The 16,243-nt window shown below is 67.4% G+C and carries 14 protein-coding genes; 8 read left to right on the top strand and 6 right to left on the bottom strand.

Annotated features, from left to right (window positions below; translation table 11 throughout):
- The first annotated feature begins 125 nt into the window (after positions 1 to 125).
- From RALTA_RS21155 to RALTA_RS21135, 5 genes are all read left to right on the top strand, one after another.
- Positions 126 to 815: a Crp/Fnr family transcriptional regulator gene (locus tag RALTA_RS21155; RefSeq protein ID WP_012355969.1), complete on the top strand. Its 690-nt coding sequence runs from the start codon at positions 126 to 128 to the stop codon at positions 813 to 815.
- A 27-nt stretch (positions 816 to 842) separates the two neighbouring features.
- Positions 843 to 1,709 (top strand): arylamine N-acetyltransferase family protein, encoded by an 867-nt coding sequence (locus tag RALTA_RS21150; protein ID WP_012355968.1) that lies wholly within the window; start codon positions 843 to 845, stop codon positions 1,707 to 1,709.
- A gap of 237 nt (positions 1,710 to 1,946) precedes the next feature.
- Positions 1,947 to 2,711 (top strand): SDR family oxidoreductase, encoded by a 765-nt coding sequence (locus tag RALTA_RS21145; protein WP_012355967.1) that lies wholly within the window; start codon positions 1,947 to 1,949, stop codon positions 2,709 to 2,711.
- A gap of 97 nt (positions 2,712 to 2,808) precedes the next feature.
- Positions 2,809 to 4,557 (top strand): class I adenylate-forming enzyme family protein, encoded by a 1,749-nt coding sequence (locus RALTA_RS21140; protein ID WP_012355966.1) that lies wholly within the window; start codon positions 2,809 to 2,811, stop codon positions 4,555 to 4,557.
- A 49-nt stretch (positions 4,558 to 4,606) separates the two neighbouring features.
- Positions 4,607 to 5,449: an acid phosphatase gene (locus RALTA_RS21135; RefSeq protein ID WP_012355965.1), complete on the top strand. Its 843-nt coding sequence runs from the start codon at positions 4,607 to 4,609 to the stop codon at positions 5,447 to 5,449.
- A 25-nt stretch (positions 5,450 to 5,474) separates the two neighbouring features.
- On the opposite strand, the gene RALTA_RS21130 is transcribed toward RALTA_RS21135, so the two are convergent.
- From RALTA_RS21130 to RALTA_RS21120, 3 genes are all read right to left on the bottom strand, one after another.
- Positions 5,475 to 5,957 (bottom strand): CreA family protein, encoded by a 483-nt coding sequence (locus RALTA_RS21130; protein WP_041232541.1) that lies wholly within the window; start codon positions 5,955 to 5,957, stop codon positions 5,475 to 5,477.
- 21 nt (positions 5,958 to 5,978) lie between these two features.
- Positions 5,979 to 6,464 (bottom strand): acyl-CoA thioesterase, encoded by a 486-nt coding sequence (locus RALTA_RS21125; protein WP_012355963.1) that lies wholly within the window; start codon positions 6,462 to 6,464, stop codon positions 5,979 to 5,981.
- 176 nt (positions 6,465 to 6,640) lie between these two features.
- Positions 6,641 to 6,922, bottom strand: coding sequence for an HU family DNA-binding protein (locus RALTA_RS21120; RefSeq protein WP_012355962.1), 282 nt, complete (start codon positions 6,920 to 6,922; stop codon positions 6,641 to 6,643).
- A gap of 497 nt (positions 6,923 to 7,419) precedes the next feature.
- On the opposite strand from RALTA_RS21120, the gene RALTA_RS21115 reads away from it, so the two are divergent.
- Together RALTA_RS21115 and RALTA_RS21110 are read left to right on the top strand one after the other, a co-directional pair.
- Positions 7,420 to 8,622: an ammonium transporter gene (locus RALTA_RS21115; RefSeq protein ID WP_012355961.1), complete on the top strand. Its 1,203-nt coding sequence runs from the start codon at positions 7,420 to 7,422 to the stop codon at positions 8,620 to 8,622.
- A gap of 214 nt (positions 8,623 to 8,836) precedes the next feature.
- A complete protein-coding gene (locus tag RALTA_RS21110) occupies positions 8,837 to 9,706 on the top strand; it encodes a mechanosensitive ion channel family protein (RefSeq protein WP_012355960.1) in 870 nt (289 codons plus the stop codon).
- A gap of 21 nt (positions 9,707 to 9,727) precedes the next feature.
- Here RALTA_RS21110 and RALTA_RS21105 read toward each other — a convergent pair whose 3' ends face one another.
- A complete protein-coding gene (locus tag RALTA_RS21105) occupies positions 9,728 to 10,951 on the bottom strand; it encodes a Bcr/CflA family multidrug efflux MFS transporter (protein ID WP_012355959.1) in 1,224 nt (407 codons plus the stop codon).
- Positions 10,952 to 11,332: 381 nt separating this feature from the next.
- Between RALTA_RS21105 and RALTA_RS21100 the strand changes: the two genes are divergently transcribed.
- Complete coding sequence (locus tag RALTA_RS21100) at positions 11,333 to 11,938, top strand: hypothetical protein (protein ID WP_012355958.1); 606 nt, start codon at positions 11,333 to 11,335, stop codon at positions 11,936 to 11,938.
- Between the two features lie 66 nt (positions 11,939 to 12,004).
- Here the strand turns inward: RALTA_RS21100 and mdoH are convergent, their stop codons facing one another.
- Positions 12,005 to 14,629 (bottom strand): glucans biosynthesis glucosyltransferase MdoH, encoded by a 2,625-nt coding sequence (mdoH, locus tag RALTA_RS21095; RefSeq protein WP_012355957.1) that lies wholly within the window; start codon positions 14,627 to 14,629, stop codon positions 12,005 to 12,007.
- On the bottom strand, positions 14,602 to 16,200 hold the full coding sequence (locus tag RALTA_RS21090) for a glucan biosynthesis protein G (RefSeq protein ID WP_012355956.1): 1,599 nt from the start codon (positions 16,198 to 16,200) through the stop codon (positions 14,602 to 14,604). The genes mdoH and RALTA_RS21090 overlap by 28 nt, the downstream gene beginning before the upstream one ends.
- Positions 16,201 to 16,243 lie beyond the last annotated feature (43 nt).

Below are 16,243 nucleotides of genomic sequence, written 5' to 3'. Positions count from 1 at the left end.
GGTTTTTGACATTCCGGCCGGCGCCAGGACATGGAGACCGGCATGGGACTGACGCGCCCGCCACACCCTGATCTCCTCGCCCCACACCCCGCTCAGGCGCAGCCGCGAATACGATGTCGAACCCCATGGTGCCATGCAGCGACCCACTTGCCGCGGTGCGCGCCGGCGCGTGGTTCAGCCAGTTGCCGCCAGCGCTGCGGCAGGCCCTGCTGGACGACGGCAGCCTGCGCCGGCTGGTCGCGGGCGAAACCCTGTTTGCGCGCGGCGATCGCTTCGATGGCCTGTATTGTGTCGCCAGCGGCACCATGCAGATCCACACCAGCGGCGAATCGGGCAAGGCCGCGGTGATGGGGCTGCTGGAGCCGGGCACCTGGTTCGGCGAGATCTGCCTGTTCGACGGATTGCCGCGCACGCATGACGCGCGCGCGGCCACCGCCGCCACGCTGTGGCATGTGCCGCGCGCCGCCCTGGCGCAGCGCCTCGCGCAGCAGCCGGCATGGTGGCAGGCGTTCGGCCAACTGCTGGCCGCCAAGACCCGCGAGGCCTTCCACTACGTCGAGGAAGCGCAGTTGTTGCCGCCGGCGGCCCGTGTCGCGCGGCGGCTGGCCGCGATGGCGCATGGCTACGGCAACCTGCCACACGCCAGCGCCGTACGCCGTGTGCGCATTGCGCAAGAGCAGCTGGCGCAGATGCTGGGCCTGTCGCGCCAGACCGTGAACCACGCACTGCGCGAGCTCGAAGCGCAGGGCCTGCTGCGTCTGCAATATGGCGGCATCGAACTGCTCGATCTGCCGGCGCTCGAAACGCTCAACTGACCGCACCCTACCGGAGTCCCGCATACCATGACTACCCTCGACGCCGCCCAACTGGACGCCTGGCTGGCGCGCCTGGGCATTGCCGCGCCGCCCTCGCCCACGCTGCAAGCGCTGGATGCGGTGCTGGCCGCGCACCTCGCCGGCATTCCGTTCGAGAACGTCGATCCACTGCTGCGCCGCCCGGTGCGCATCGAGCTGGATGCCGTATTCGACAAGCTGGTCACGCGCCGGCGCGGCGGCTACTGCTTCGAACTCAATACCTTGCTCGCCGCCGGGCTCGGCGCGCTCGGCTTCGAGGTAACGCCGCTGGCCGCGCGCGTGCGCTGGGGCGTGCCGGACGACGTGCCGACCATGACCTCGCACATGCTGCTGCGCGTGGAAGTGGCGCACCGCAGCTATCTGGCCGATGTCGGCTTCGGCGGCCCCACGCCGTTTCGCGCCATGGCGCTGTCGGAGCCGGCCGACGATGGCTTTCCCTACCGGCTGGCGCCCGCCCCGGCACAGGCTGGCGCCAGCGCCTTCCACACCTGTGATCTGCAGGCGCGCGGCGAGGCGGGCTGGATTCCGATCTACCGCTTCGACCTGACGCCGCAGCTGCCGATCGATTTCGTGGCGCGCAACTGGTATGTCTCGACGCACCCCGCCAGCGTCTTCCTGCAGCGCCTGATGGCCGCACGCACCGACGGCGGCACGCGGGTAACACTGGCCAACGGCGAACTGGCCGAACGGGCACCGGACGGCAGCGTGCGCCGTACGCACCTCCGGCATGCCGACGCGGTGGTGCAGGTCCTGTCGGACCGCTTTGGCCTCCTGCTGGACCAGGAGCTGCAGGACGGGCTGATGGCGGCGCTTCCCGCCTTGCTGGCACCCGAAGAGGCATCCGCGGGCAGCTGAAGCGCGCGGTTGCGCGATGCAGCATCCGCGCCATGCACGGCGCGCATTGCCCGCAGAAAGAATGCTGATAAGGCCGTTACGCGGCACTCCGCGCTGTGGACGCGGCCATGGCAGCGCCACATAATGTCCCGGCGATGCCGCCCCGCGGGCGCGTCCGCAGGACAACAGCGCGGCACGCCGCCGCCAGCACAAGCCGGCCAGCATCGCTGAGACCGGCACAGCCATACAGGAGACTCCATGTCATTGTTCGATCTGACGGGCAAGGTTGCCATCGTCACGGGCTCATCGCGCGGCATCGGCCGCGCCATTGCCGAGCAGATGGCGGTACAGGGCGCCAGGGTGGTGATTTCCTCGCGCAAGGCCGAGGCCTGCCAGGAAGTGGTGGATGCCATCAACGCCCACCACGGCGCCGGCACCGCGATTGCGGTCCCGGCCAATATCTCTTCGAAGGACGACCTGCAGCGCCTGGTCGACGAGACCAACCGCGCCTTCGGCAAGATCGACGTGCTGGTCTGCAATGCCGCCTCCAATCCGTACTACGGGCCGATGAGCGGCGTCTCGGACGACCAGTTCCGCAAGGTACTGGACAACAACGTCATCTCCAACCACTGGCTGATCCAGATGGTGGCGCCGCAGATGATCGACCGCAAGGACGGCTCGATCATCATCGTGTCGTCGATCGGCGGCCTGCGCGGCTCGCCCACCATCGGCGTCTACAACATTTCCAAGGCTGCCGACTTCCAGCTGGCGCGCAACCTTGCGGTCGAGTTCGGGCCGCACAATGTGCGCGTGAACTGCATCGCCCCGGGGCTGATCAAGACCGACTTCGCGCGCGCGCTGTGGGAAGATCCCGAGCGCTACAAGCAGTCCACCCAGGGCGCCCCGCTGCGCCGCATCGGCGAGCCCGTCGAGATCGCCGGCGCGGCCGTGTTCCTGGCCTCCGCGGCCAGCACCTTCATGACCGGCCAGGCCATGGTGGTGGACGGCGGCGTGACCATCTGAGGCGTTGACGCAAGCGTTGCAAGGCGGCCGGCGCTGACTGCGCCGGCCGCTTTCCTGCATTTCCCTCAATCTGCAGTGCAGTTCCGGGAGGCAGTCCATGTCGAGCAATCCGCAGTTGGCCGGCAACTGGCCAGTCATGTCGCTGGCCGACGCCCACGCCCGCCTGACCGCGCCGGGCGCGCCGTTCGAAACGGAAACGCGCGTGATCCGCGGCGTTCCCACCACCGTCTGGAAAAACGCACCGCCCACGCTGCGTGAGCTGCTGCTGGCCACGCGCGCGTTTGCCGATCGCACCTTCGTGGTGTACGAGGACGAGCGGGTCTCCTACGATGCGTTTCTGCGCGCCGCCATCGCCATGGCCCAGGCGCTGGTGCGCGACGGCGTGCGCAAGGGCGACCGCGTGGCGCTGGCCATGCGCAACCTGCCCGAGTGGCCGGTGGCGTTCTACGGCGCACTGCTGGCCGGCGCCATCGTGACCCCGCTCAATGCCTGGTGGACCGGCCAGGAGCTGGAATATGGGCTGGCCGATTCCGGCAGCCGCATCGCCATCGTCGATGCCGAGCGGCTCGACCGCATCCTCGAACACCTGCCCGGCTGCCCGGCGCTGGAACGCATCTACGTCTCGCGCGCGGGCGCCGCGCCGGCCGAGCCGCGCGTGATGGCGCTGGAAAGCGTGATCGGCCCTTCGTCGAGCTGGGCGGCACTGCCGGAGCAGGCGCCGCCCGCGGTCGACATCGACCCCGACGACGACGCCACCATCTTCTACACCTCCGGCACCACCGGCAAGCCGAAGGGTGCGCTCGGCACGCACCGCAATTCCACCTCGGTAGCCGTGGCCGGCGGCTTCAGTCCGCTGCGCAACCTGCTGCGCCGCGGCGAGCCGATCCCTGCGCCGGATCCGGCCGCGCCGCAGAAATCGATGCTGCTGGCTGTGCCCTTCTTCCACGTCACCGGCTGCATGGCGGTGCTCAACGGCGCCATCGCCACCGGCGGCAAGATCGTACTGCTGCACCGCTGGGACGCGCTGCGCGGCATGGAACTGATCGAACGCGAGCGCTGCACCGCGGCCGGCGGCGTGCCGACCATCGCCTGGCAGATCCTGGAGCATCCCGAGCGCGGCCGCTTCGACCTGTCGTCGCTGGAGAACATCAACTACGGCGGCGCGCCCGCCTCGCCCGAGCTGGTCCGGCGCATCCGCGAAGTATTCCCGCACGCCGCGCCGGGGATCGGCTGGGGCATGACCGAAACCTCGTCAACCTTTACCAGCCACAGCGCCGAAGAATACGTGATGCGCCCGGACAGCAGCGGCCCGGCGCTGCCTATCGGCGAGATGAAGGTGGTGGACGGCCGCGGCCAGGCGCTGCCGCCCGGCGAAACCGGCGAACTGATGGTGCGCGGCGCCAATGTCGTGCGCGGCTACTGGAACAAGCCCGAGGCCACCGCCCAGACCTTCGTCGATGGCTGGCTGCGCACCGGCGACATTGCCCGGCTGGATGACGAAGGCTACGTCTATATCGTCGACCGGATGAAGGACATGCTGATCCGCGGCGGCGAGAACATCTACTGCATCGAAGTCGAAAGCGCGCTGTACGAGCATCCGGCGGTCATGGACGCCTCGGTGGTCGGCCTGGCGCATCGGACGCTGGGCGAGGAGCCGGCCGCCGTGGTGAGCCTGAAACCGGGCATGCAGGCGAGCGAAGCCGAGCTGCAGGATTTCGTGCGCGCGCGGCTGGCAGCCTTCAAGGTGCCGGTGCGTATCCTGATTTACCACGACATGCTGCCGCGCAATGCCAATGGCAAGATCATGAAATCGAACCTGCGCAAGCTGTTCGACGCCGCCGCGTAAGCCGGGGCGGCGGGACTGCATCGATCCGATCCCTTACCAGGAAAACAAATTGACGGACCAAGCCAAGCCGGATTCCTCCCTCTCCCAACCCATGCGGATGCTTGGCGCGGCAGCGCTCGCCGCGCTGCTGGGCGGCTGCGCCGCCGGTGGCACCAACCTGGCCGCGGTGCCGGAGCTGCGTCCCGGGGTGCCGGCCGGCTACCTCGCCGCCGATGCGCGTCCCGACAGCCTGCAGCTGCTGCCCGCGCCGCCGGCATCTGGATCGGCCGCGCTGGCGCTGGATGAGGACGCCGCGCGCCAGGCCGGTCCGCTGCGCGGTTCGCCACGCTGGCAGCTGGCGTCCGACGATGCCGAGCTGACGTTCCCGCAGGCCGCCAGCACCTTCTCCTGCGCGCTGGGCGTGCCGGTCAGCGAAAAAGACACGCCTTACCTGAACATGCTGCTGCGCCGCAGCCTGGTCGATGCCGGCCTGTCCACGTACAAGGCCAAGGACCATTACAAGCGCACCCGCCCGTTCGTGGCCAACAAGACCCCGATGTGCACGCAGGCCGAGGCCGCCAAGCTGGAGAAGGATGGTTCCTACCCGTCCGGCCACAGCGCCATCGGCTGGGCCTGGGCGCTGATCCTGACCGAGATCGAGCCCGCGCGCGCCAATGAACTGCTGGCGCGCGGCCAGGCCTTCGGGCAAAGCCGCGTGGTGTGCAACGTGCACTGGCAGAGCGATGTCAACGCGGGCCGCACCATGGCGGCGGCCACCGTGGCACGGCTGCATGCCGATCCCACCTTCCGCGCAGACCTGGAACGGGCACGCAGTGAAGTGGCTGCCGCGCGCGCTGCCGGTGCGCGGCCATCGCGCGATTGCCAGGCGGAGACCGCGGCGCTGGCCCGCTGATGACGGGCCGCCCCGGCCGCTGCGCTTATTTCACCGGAATCACCGTGCCCGCCGGCACCGGCACCGCGGTCACGCTGTTCTGCGGGCTGCCGCTGACAATGCGGTCCGAATACGTCAGGTAGACCAGTGTATTGCGCTTGCGGTCGACCGCGCGCACCACGTGCAGCGCCTTGAACAGGATCGACATGCGCTCGGAGAAGACATTGTCCTGCTGCTTGATCGGCCCCTTGAAGCCGATCGGCCCCACCTGCCGGCAAGCGATCGAGGCCTCGGGCGGATCTTCCGCCATGCCGAGCTGGCCCTTGATGCCGCCGGTGCGGGCGCGCGACACGTAGCAGGTAATGCCGTCCACCTGCGGGTCGTCATAGGCTTCGATCACGACCTTGTCGGATCCGGTCATGCGGAAATTGGTGCTGACGCTGCCGATCTCCTCGGCACCGGCAACCGCGGCGGCGCTGGCGCAAGCGGCGGCGAACAGGAGTCGAACGAGTGGGTGTGGGGACTTCATGGCTGTATCACGCATCGATACTCAGTTCACCGACGACTTGATGTCGCCGTGGCGCTTTTCCATTTCCTGGCGCAGCGCGCGGCGCTGCTGCGCGGCGGCAAAGCGCTGGCGCTCGACCTCGTCGCGCGGCTCCAGCGGCGGCACCTCGGCGGGGGTGCCGTTGTCGTCCACCGCCACCATGGTGAAATAGCAACTGTTGGTGTGGCGCACCAGCTTGCTGCGGATGTTTTCGGTCACCACCTTGATGCCGATCTCCATCGAGCTGCGGCCGGTGTAGTTGACCGATGCCAGGAAGGTCACCAGCTCGCCCACGTGGATGGGCTGGCGGAACACGACCTGGTCTACCGACAGCGTGACCACGTAGCGGCCGGCATAGCGGCTGGCGCACGCATACGCCACCATGTCCAGGTACTTGAGGATGGTGCCGCCGTGGACGTTGCCAGAGAAATTGGCCATGTCCGGCGTCATCAGCACGGTCATGGAAAGCTGGTGGGACAGGTCATTCATGATGCGGGAAACGAAGATTGCGGGGGCGGGATTGCCGGCTGCGGGCGCCGGCAGTTTAACCCGGATCGCCGCGCCGTTGCGGCGTCATGGCGCCGCGTCGCCCCCGCTGGCGCAGGGACCGGCACATAAAAAAAGCGGCCTGCCAGGCCGCTTCTTTCGCTTTGGACGCAAACTGCTTACTTTTTCTTGTTCACGGCGTCCTTGAAACCCTGGCCTGCCGAGAACTTGACCGTCTTGGCGGCCGGAATCTTGATGGTTTCGCCGGTGCGCGGATTGCGGCCGGTACGGGCAGCGCGCTTGCCGGCGGCGAAGCTGCCGAAACCCACCAGCGTTACAGAATCACCCTTTGCCACTGCCTTCTTGATACTGTCCAGCGCTGCGTTGAGCGCACGCTCGGCGGCGGCATTGCTCAATTCTGCTTCCGCGGCGATGGCCGATACCAGTTCACCTTTATTCATGGCTGATTTCCCTTGTTGGTCGTCGTCACCGATGTGCCGGCCTCGCGGCCGGCCATCGATCGGCGCAGTCTAATCTGCCCGTCGCGCGTTGAGCAATCCCCAGTGGCACCAATGCGACAAAAAAACCCGCAAATCCTTGCTTGAGGCCGGTTAGCGGGCAATTTCCCCTGCTGTTCGCACTTGCCAGGCGCCCCATTTTGCCGGGCCGGGGCGGTTGGCCTGAAATCGCGCCCCCAAAACTACTCAGCATAGGACAGATTCCCCCAAATAGGGCGACGCACCACAACAGGTCGCGCAAAGCCCCCTTGTTCGCGCCATTTTGGCGCACGCGGTCCGGCCGCTGGCAGCTGGCCGATGCCACCATGCGCCAAGGGATGGACCGCCCGCGGCATGCCGGTGCGGATCTTTACCCGCTACGGTGCAGCCGGCACCAGGATGCGGCCGACTCTGGAATGCTTTTTGCATACGGATGCGCCCATTTTGAGCATGAGGTCACTATGGACAACTGGAAGACCGGCACCGACGCGCTGTTTATCCTGCTTGGCGCCATCATGGTGCTGGCCATGCACGCCGGCTTTGCCTTCCTGGAACTGGGCACGGTGCGCAAGAAAAACCAGGTCAACGCGCTGGTAAAGATCCTGGTGGATTTCGCGGTGTCCACCATCGCCTATTTCTTTATTGGCTACACCATCGCCTATGGCGTGCAGTTCTTTTCCGGCGCCGAAACGCTGGCCCAGAAAAACGGTTACGAACTGGTCAAGTTCTTTTTCCTGGCAACCTTTGCCGCCGCCATTCCGGCGATTATCTCCGGCGGTATTGCCGAACGCTCGCGTTTCAATCCGCAACTGGTTGCCACGTTCGTGCTGGTGGGTTTTGTCTATCCGTTTTTCGAAGGCATGGTGTGGAACCAGCGCTACGGCGTCCAGGACTGGCTGACGCGCATCGCCGGCGCGCCCTTCCACGATTTTGCCGGCTCGGTGGTGGTGCATGCCCTGGGCGGCTGGATTGCGCTGCCTGCGGTGCTGCTGCTGGGCGCGCGCCGCGGCCGCTATCAGAAGGACGGCCGCATCAGCGCGCATCCGCCGTCCAACATCCCGTTCCTGGCGCTGGGCGCCTGGATTCTTGCGGTGGGCTGGTTCGGCTTCAACGTGATGAGCGCGCAGACCGTCGACAAGATCAGCGGCCTGGTGGCGATCAATTCGCTGATGGCGATGACTGGCGGCACGCTGGCCGCCTGGCTGGCCGGACGCAACGATCCGGGCTTCGTCTACAACGGGCCGCTGGCCGGCCTGGTGGCGGTATGCGCTGGTTCGGACCTGATGCATCCGCTTGGCGCGCTGGTCACGGGTGCCGTGGCGGGCGCGCTGTTCGTCTATATGTTCACCCTGGCGCAAAACAGGTGGCATATCGACGATGTGCTCGGCGTCTGGCCGCTGCACGGGCTGTGCGGTGCCTGGGGCGGCATCGCCGCGGGCATCTTCGGCGTGAAGGCGCTGGGGGGCCTCGGCGGGGTCTCGCTCGGCGCGCAACTGCTCGGCACCCTGCTTGGCATCGTGGTGGCGCTGGCCGGTGGCACGCTGGTCTATGGCACGCTGAAGCGGCTGGTTGGCATCCGCCTCGACCCCGAAGGCGAGTTCAATGGCGCGGACCTGACCGTGCACCGGATTTCCGCGACACCCGAGCGCGAAACCAACTGGTAATCCGCGCCAGCGCATTTGCGATATAAACAGACAAGCCGTGCAAGGCGGCTTGTCTTAACAATTATTTGCTTGCACTTCGGCACGCGGCCTCTCAATAATTGCCGTGCCCGGTCATTGCGCGCAACGCGCAGGGGCTCGCACGCCGCAGCCGGCTGGTTCGGGGGATGTTGGGTCGGCGGCTGGCCGGTTACACCAACTCGAAAGGACTACGCCAATGGACGCCTCTACCTTCGATAACCTCAGAACCCTGGTGGTCTCCTACGCCACCGAATTCGGCGTCAAGATCCTGGCGGCGCTCGCCTTCTGGGTCATTGGCCGCTGGCTGATCCACTTTGTCGTGCGCATGGTGCAGAACGCGCTCGGCAAGCAGAAGGTCGATCCCACGCTGCTGCGCTATGTCGGTTCCATCGTCACCGTGACGCTGAACGTGGTGCTGGTGATCGGCATCCTCGGCTACTTCGGCATCCAGACCACCACCTTTGCCGCGCTGATCGCTGCCGCAGGCGTGGCCATCGGCATGGCCTGGTCCGGGCTGATGGCGAACTTCGCCGCCGGCGCATTCCTGGTGGTACTGCGGCCGTTCAAGGTCGGCGACTTCGTCACCATTGGCGGAACCACCGGCACCGTGCGCGAGATCGGCCTGTTCGCGACCACGCTGGACACGCCGGACAATGTGCAGACCGTGATCGGCAACAACAAGATCTTCAGCGACACCATCCAGAACTTCACCGCCAATGCGTTCCGGCGCGTGGAACTGAAAGCGCAGCTGGCCGGCAGCACCGACGTGGCCGAAGCCGCGGCGCTGCTGAAGACCCGCATTGCCGAGATCCCCAACGTGCTGGCCGAGCCGCCGGTCGACGTCGAGATCCTGGAATTCACGCTGGTCGGTCCGGTACTGGCGGTGCGGCCCTATTGCCACAACGATCATTACTGGCAAGTGTATTTCGACACCAACCGCATCATCCGCGAGTGCTTTGGCCAGGCCGGCTACGCGGCGCCGATGCCGGCTCACATGGTAGTGGTGCAACAGGCCGGGTTGCCGCACGCCGCCGCGGAGCATGCCGCAGCACAGCAGGCCGCCTGAGCGGGCGCGCGGCGCCGGTTGTCAGCGGGCGCCCGGGCGCGCGCGCGCACCCGATCGCCCGTAATGGCGCATCAGCACCGCGCCCGCGCCGCAGGCCGCCATCACCACGCCCAGCGGCAGCGCGCTGCCGTCGCGCCACACGCTGACCGCGGCGCCGCCCAGCGTGCCCAGCGAAAACTGCAACGTGCCCATCAACGCCGAAGCCGTGCCGGCGCGGTGCCCCTGGTGCGCAAGCGCCAGTGCCGAAGCGTTCGGCGAGACGCAGCCCAGCGCGCCGATAAACACGAAGAACCCACCCAGCAGTACCGGCAGCACCGCCATCCCCGCCAGCGCTGCGACGGCCAGCACCATGCCAGCGGCAAGCGCCGCCAGCAGCGTGGCGCCCAGCACCTGGTCGAGCGAACGGCCGCGCACCAGCCGGGCATTGAGCTGCGACATCGTGATCAGCCCCAGCGCATTGGCACCGAACACAAAGCCATAGTGCGATGGCGCGATGCCGTGCAGTTCGATCAGCACGAAGGGCGAACCCGAGATATACGCAAACATGCCGGCCGAGCCGAACCCGGCTGACAGCGAGTAGCCGAGGAACTCGCGGTCGCGCAGCAGTTCCGCGTAGCTGCGGGCCACGGTGCCGAGCCGCAGCGGCGCCGCATGGCGGCGGTCCAGCGATTCCTCCATGCGCAGGTGGACCAGCAGCAGGATCAGCAGGCCGGCCCCGGACAGCACCCAGAAGATGGCGCGCCAGCCCGATACGGTCAGGACCGCGCCGCCGATGATCGGCGCCAGGATCGGCGCCACGCCCATCACCAGCATCAGCGACGAAAACGCCCGCGCCGATTCATGCGCCTCGAGCCGGTCGCGGATCACCGCCCGCGCCATCACCATGCCGGCGCAGCCGCCCAGCGCCTGCAGGAAGCGCCAAAGCATCAGCGATTCCACGTTGCGCGCCAGCGCGCAGCCCATGGCGGCGAGCACGTAGAGACATAGCCCGACATAGAGCGGCGGCTTGCGCCCGAAGCGGTCGCTGAAGGGACCATAGAAAGCCTGTCCGAGCGCAAGCCCGACCAGGAAGGCGCCGAGGGTCAGCTGGACCTGCCCGATGTCGACGCCCAGATCGCCCGCCAGCGTGGGGAAGCTCGGCAGGTACATATCGATCGACAGCGGCGCGATCGCCATCAGCGAGCCGCAGATCAGCAGCCAGGCAGGAAAACGCGACGTGGGGGCGGCGCTTGCGGGATGAGGCATGGGGAGAGTATCCGAGGGCGATGGCGCTGCCCGCACGCTGACCGCGCGGGCAGCGCCGGTGAAAGTGCAATTGTTGCACAACATAACCAATATGGACGGGACCGGCAAAGGTGGCGGGCGATGGCACGTAAAAACCGGCCTGCCAGATTTGCCTGCCGCAAACCGGCTCCGGCAAAGCTGGCAATCCTGGCAGGATTGGTGAATAGTGGTGTCAGTGCCCTTGGTGTTCATGCGCATGGCAACTCGGCGGCGCGACAACGCGCGGGGCGCGGCTTTCATGCGCGCCGGGGTGGAGGGTACAATGCCAGCCTGTCGGCGTAAGAGTCGCCGTCGGCCTCGCAGAGAGGGACGACAGTACAGGTCCCCGCAACATTAGCCTGCATGAGAATACGACCAACGCCGCTTTCTGCTTCGCTAGGCACCGCCGCCCTCGCTGCCGTGCTGCTGCTGCCGCTGCCGCTGACGGCCAGCGCGGCGCCGGCGCAGTTGCGTAATGCCAATGTCGCCAATGTCGCCAATGTCCCGTTGCTGGTTCCCGCGTCCGATGAAGCCGACCCGGTCGCCCGCATGCTCAAGGGCGCGGCCACCGGCCAGAACACCGGCGCCGCCGGCGTGCCCGAACTGCTGCGCAACGCCACCCGTCCCGACAACGTGCTGGCGCGCGCCTGCCGTCAGCTCAACGATGCCCTGCCGATCGAGATCGACGGCGAAACCCGCCTGCGCCGTTGCCAGTCGGTTCCGGGCAAGCACGTATTGTTTCAACTGGAACTGACCAACTACCGGGGGCCGATGCTCGACCTGGCCAGCTTCGAGGTCAATTATGCCGCGCCGCTGCAGCGCAATATCTGCGCGAACCGCGATGTCGAGATCCTGACCAAGCTGGGCGTCAGCATGTTGTTCCGCTACATGACCCGCAAGGACCGCGGCGAGCGCCGCATCGGCGACGTCTATATCAACGGCCCGATCTGCAGCGCTGCGCTGCGCTGAGCCACGCGCCAGTGCCAACAAGAACGGCCCGCTGATGCGGGCCGTTCTTGTTTCAGGCAATACGCCTTAAGCGGCGCGGGGGCGCAGCGGCACCACGTTGGCGGCGCGCCGCACCAGCATGCGCGTGTCCTTCCAGCCGGCGTCGGCCAGCGGCGAGCCCCACACCAGTTCATGCAGGCGCGCCAGCGCGAACGGGTTGCCAAGCAGCACGTGCTTCTGCGCCGGGGTCAGCGCGCGCGGCCCGTGCGTCAGCGCATGCTCGACCAGGCTTTCGTGGCGCTTGCGCGCCGATTCTGGCTGCACCACGCGCGGCGTCGCGGTCGCGCACATCAGCGCGTTGGTGACCGGGTCCACCACGGCGTCGACGAAGTTCGGCGTTTCGGCAGCGTTTTCGACATGCTGCTGCGTTTCGACGATCTCGCGCGGCACCAGCGTTTCTTCCGGGATCATGAACAACCCCGCGTTGCGCGAAGCGCGCCCCAGCGAGACGCGCGACAGCATCACCGACAGCGGGATCGACAGCGCCAGCGAACCGACGATCGGCAGCAGCCACAGCACATAGGACGGGTTCAGCCAGTACACCAGCCCGCCCCACGCCAGCCCCAGCGCGGTATGCCAGCCGTGGCGGCGGAACGCTTCGCCCCAGGTGGTCTCGGCATCTTCACGCGGCGGCGATTTCCACGAGATGCCCCAGCCGCTGTATGCCGCGACCACGAACTTGGTATGGAACAGCATGCGCGTGGGCGCCAGCAGCGCGGACAGCAGCACCTCGATGAGCATGCTGGCAAAGAGCTGCACCGCGCCGCCGTAGCGCCGCGCCTGCTTCATCAGCAACACCACGCTGGCGAGCTTGGGCAGGAACAGCAGCGTGGCCGTGGCCGAGAACAGCGCCAGGGCCTTCTCCGGATGCCATTCGGGCCAGGTCGGGAACAGCTGGTATTGCTGCGTGAAGTATTCCGGCGGCACCAGCGCATGCTTGGCCAGCATTGCCGTGGACAGCAGCAGGAACAGCAGCCACAGCGGCGCCGACAGGTACGCCATGATGCCGGTCAGGAACACCGCGCGGTGCACCACGTGGAAGCCCTGCTTGAGCCACAGCCGGAAGTTCATCAGGTTGCCCTGGCACCAGCGGCGGTCGCGCTTGACCTCGTCGAGCAGATTCGGCGGCAGTTCTTCGTACGAGCCTTCGAGGTCGTAGGCAATCCACACGCCCCAGCCGGCGCGGCGCATCAGCGCGGCCTCGACAAAGTCGTGCGACAGGATCTCGCCCGACAGCGGGCCGCGGCCCGGCAGCGGCGCCAGCGCGCAATGCTCGATGAACGGCTTGACGCGGATGATGGCGTTGTGGCCCCAGTAGTGCGACTCGCCCAGCTGCCAGTAGTGCAGCCCGGCGGTAAACAGCGGCCCGTACACGCGCGTGGCGAACTGCTGTACGCGCGCATACAGCGTTTCGCGGCCCACCGCGAGCGGCGCGGTCTGGATGATGCCCGCGCCGGGGTTGGCTTCCATCAGCCGGACCAGCGTGGCCAGGCAGTCGCCGCTCATCACGCTGTCGGCGTCGAGCACCACCATGTAGCGGTACTTGCTGCCCCAGCGGCGGCAGAAATCGGCCACGTTGCCGGTCTTGCGCTTCACGCGGTGGCGCCGCCAGCGGTAGAAGATGCGGCCGAAGCCGCCGACCGCGCGGCACAGTTCCATCCAGGCATCGTGCTCGGCGGTGCGCAGGTCCGGATTGCCGCTGTCCGACAGCACGATGAAATCGAAGTTGGACAGGTGCGGTGTGCGCGACAGCGATTCATAGGTGGCGCGCAAACCCGCGAAGACGCGGGTCACGTCTTCGTTGCAGATCGGCATGATGATCGCCGTGCGGGCCTCGGACGCGATCGGCGCATCGGGCCGGTCCGGCGCCGCCGAGCGCGAGATCAGATGCTTGTCGCCGCCCTTGGCCAGCACCAGGAAGCCCATCATCGCGGTCCAGAAGCCGGCCGACACCCATGAGAACAGGATGGCGAACAGCACCAGGATGGCAATCTCCAGCGGATCGGCACCGTGGTACGGCAGCACGTTGGTCATGAAGTACGTGGCCAGCACGGTCTGGATCCCGACCAGGCCCAGCAGCACCCAGCGGCGGTGCGAGCCGGCTGGATGCCATTTGCCTTCGGCATCGGGTCCGTCGTGCAGGGTGTCCCACGTTTCGGGAACCGGGGGGCGCCCAAGCATGCGCCGCCACGTGTTGCGGATGCAGCCGGTGACGATATGCGGCGGCCACTGGCGCGGCACCATCGAGCTGCGCTCGGGCGCGGGGCCGGTGTCCACCTTTACGGTGCCGTCGTCGCGCCGGCGCAGCAAAGGCGCGCCGCCCACCTGCGGATTGCCGTAGGCCATGGCGAAGCGACGCTGCACCGAGGCGTAGGCGCTGCTGCCGTGCGCCGGCGGCGTGTCCTTGCCGGCCAGGCTCGACTGCAGGCGCGTGATGGCCTCCTGCGCGTCGCGGCCGTCGGCCGTGACCGGGATCACCGGCGTCACCGCAGCCAGCGGCGTGACCGATGCCGCCGCGGCGGCCAGGCTGGCGCTGTCGGCCAGCAGTTCGCTGCGCACTTCAGGCGATACGGGCAGGCGGTCGAGATAGCGCTCGCATGCCGCCGCCTGGGCCGGTCGCTGCTTTAGCCGGGGGGTAAGATGTAGCTCCACGTCTCGGACAGGGTTGTATTGCCGTTGCGAAGATAGCCGCGCAACTCTACCGGCTTGGTTTCGTCCTTGCGGCGCATCAGCATGGTCATGCGCCAGCCGCCGGTCGCGTCATTGCGCTGCACCGACGTCTTCAACAGCTCGCCGTTGGCATCGGCCGAAACCACCGGGTCGATGCGCACGTCCGCCGGCAGCCTGCGGAAGGCCGGGCCTTCGAAGTCCACCACCAGCGAAAAGCTCGTGTCTTCCTTGCTGCGCGTCTGCCCCTGGCCCAGGCGGGTCTGGGTCACCCACGACAGCGGCGGCTCTTGCTCGCCGTCCTTCTGCCACAGCAGGCGGTACTCGTAGTCGAAGGCTTGCCTGGGCTTGGGCGGGTTGTCAGGCACCCAGTACGCAACGATGTTGTCGTTGGTTTCGTCCGGCGTCGGGATCTGCACCAGTTCCACCCGGCCCGAGCCCCAGTTGCCGCGCGGTTGCACCCAGCCGCTGGGCCGGCGCTCATACCACGCGCCGATTTCCTGGTAGCTGTTGAAGCTGCGGTCGCGCTGCATCAGCCCGAACCCCTGCGGATTGGTCGCGGCAAACGACGTCACCAGCAGACGCTTGGGATTGACCAGCGGACGCCAGACCCATTCGCCGGTGCCCAGGTGGATCGACAGGCCGTCCGAGTCGTGCACCTCGGGGCGGAAATCCTGCGCTGGCGACGGCTGGTTCTCGCCGTACAGGTACATGCTGGTCAGCGGCGCCAGGCCGAGCTTGGTCACGTTCTCGCGCAGGTAGAGGCGCGACTTGACCTCCATCGCGGTCTCCGCACCCGGCTTGATGATGAAACGGTACGCCCCGCTCATGCGGCGCGAGTCCATCAGGGCATAGATGGTGATTTCCTTGGCGTTGACGCCGGGGCGCTCGATCCAGTATTCAACGAAGCGCGGGAATTCCTCGCCCGAGTTGAGCGCGGTATCCACTGCCAGGCCACGGGCCGAAAGCCCGTACCACTGGTCCTTGCCCAGCGCGCGGAAGTAGCTGGCGCCGAGGAACGACGCCAGCTCGTCCTTGCGCTTGCCCTGGTTGAGCGGATACAGGATGCGGAAGCCGGCGTAGCCCAGCCCCTTCAGCTTGGCGGCATCAACCTTGTGCGGGCCGTAGTTGAACGCGGAAGGGTCGAAGCGGAATTCCCGCACGCTGTTGCCCACCACTTCATGGATACGCACGGGCTGGTCGAACACCATGCCCTCGTGGAAGAACGACAGCTCGAACGGCGAACGCGTGCCGCGCCATGCGAAGCGCTCGGGCTTGTACTCGATCTCGCGATAGCGCTCGTAGGTCAGCTCGCGCAACTCGCGCGGCAGGTTCTGCGCAGGCGCCTTGTAGGGCGACGCCGCCAGCTGGCGCGCGCGCGACGCAACGGTGTCGAAGTCGAATGCATGGGCCGCCATCGCGCACAACGCCAGCGCGCCGCCGCCGAGCCAGGCCGCGATCCGTGCGCCGGCCCGCGCCGCGCGGCGACGGGCACCTGGCCCAGCAGCGGGCAAGGTAAACGGTTCGGATAGTCGTGGCGTGGCGATCTGTGACATGTATGCCAGGGTGGTCGGTTGAATCGGAGCGGCCGGCATCAGC

Source organism: Cupriavidus taiwanensis LMG 19424 (assembly GCF_000069785.1).
Lineage (GTDB): Bacteria > Pseudomonadota > Gammaproteobacteria > Burkholderiales > Burkholderiaceae > Cupriavidus > Cupriavidus taiwanensis.
This window is presented reverse-complemented; position numbering and strand designations above follow the sequence as displayed.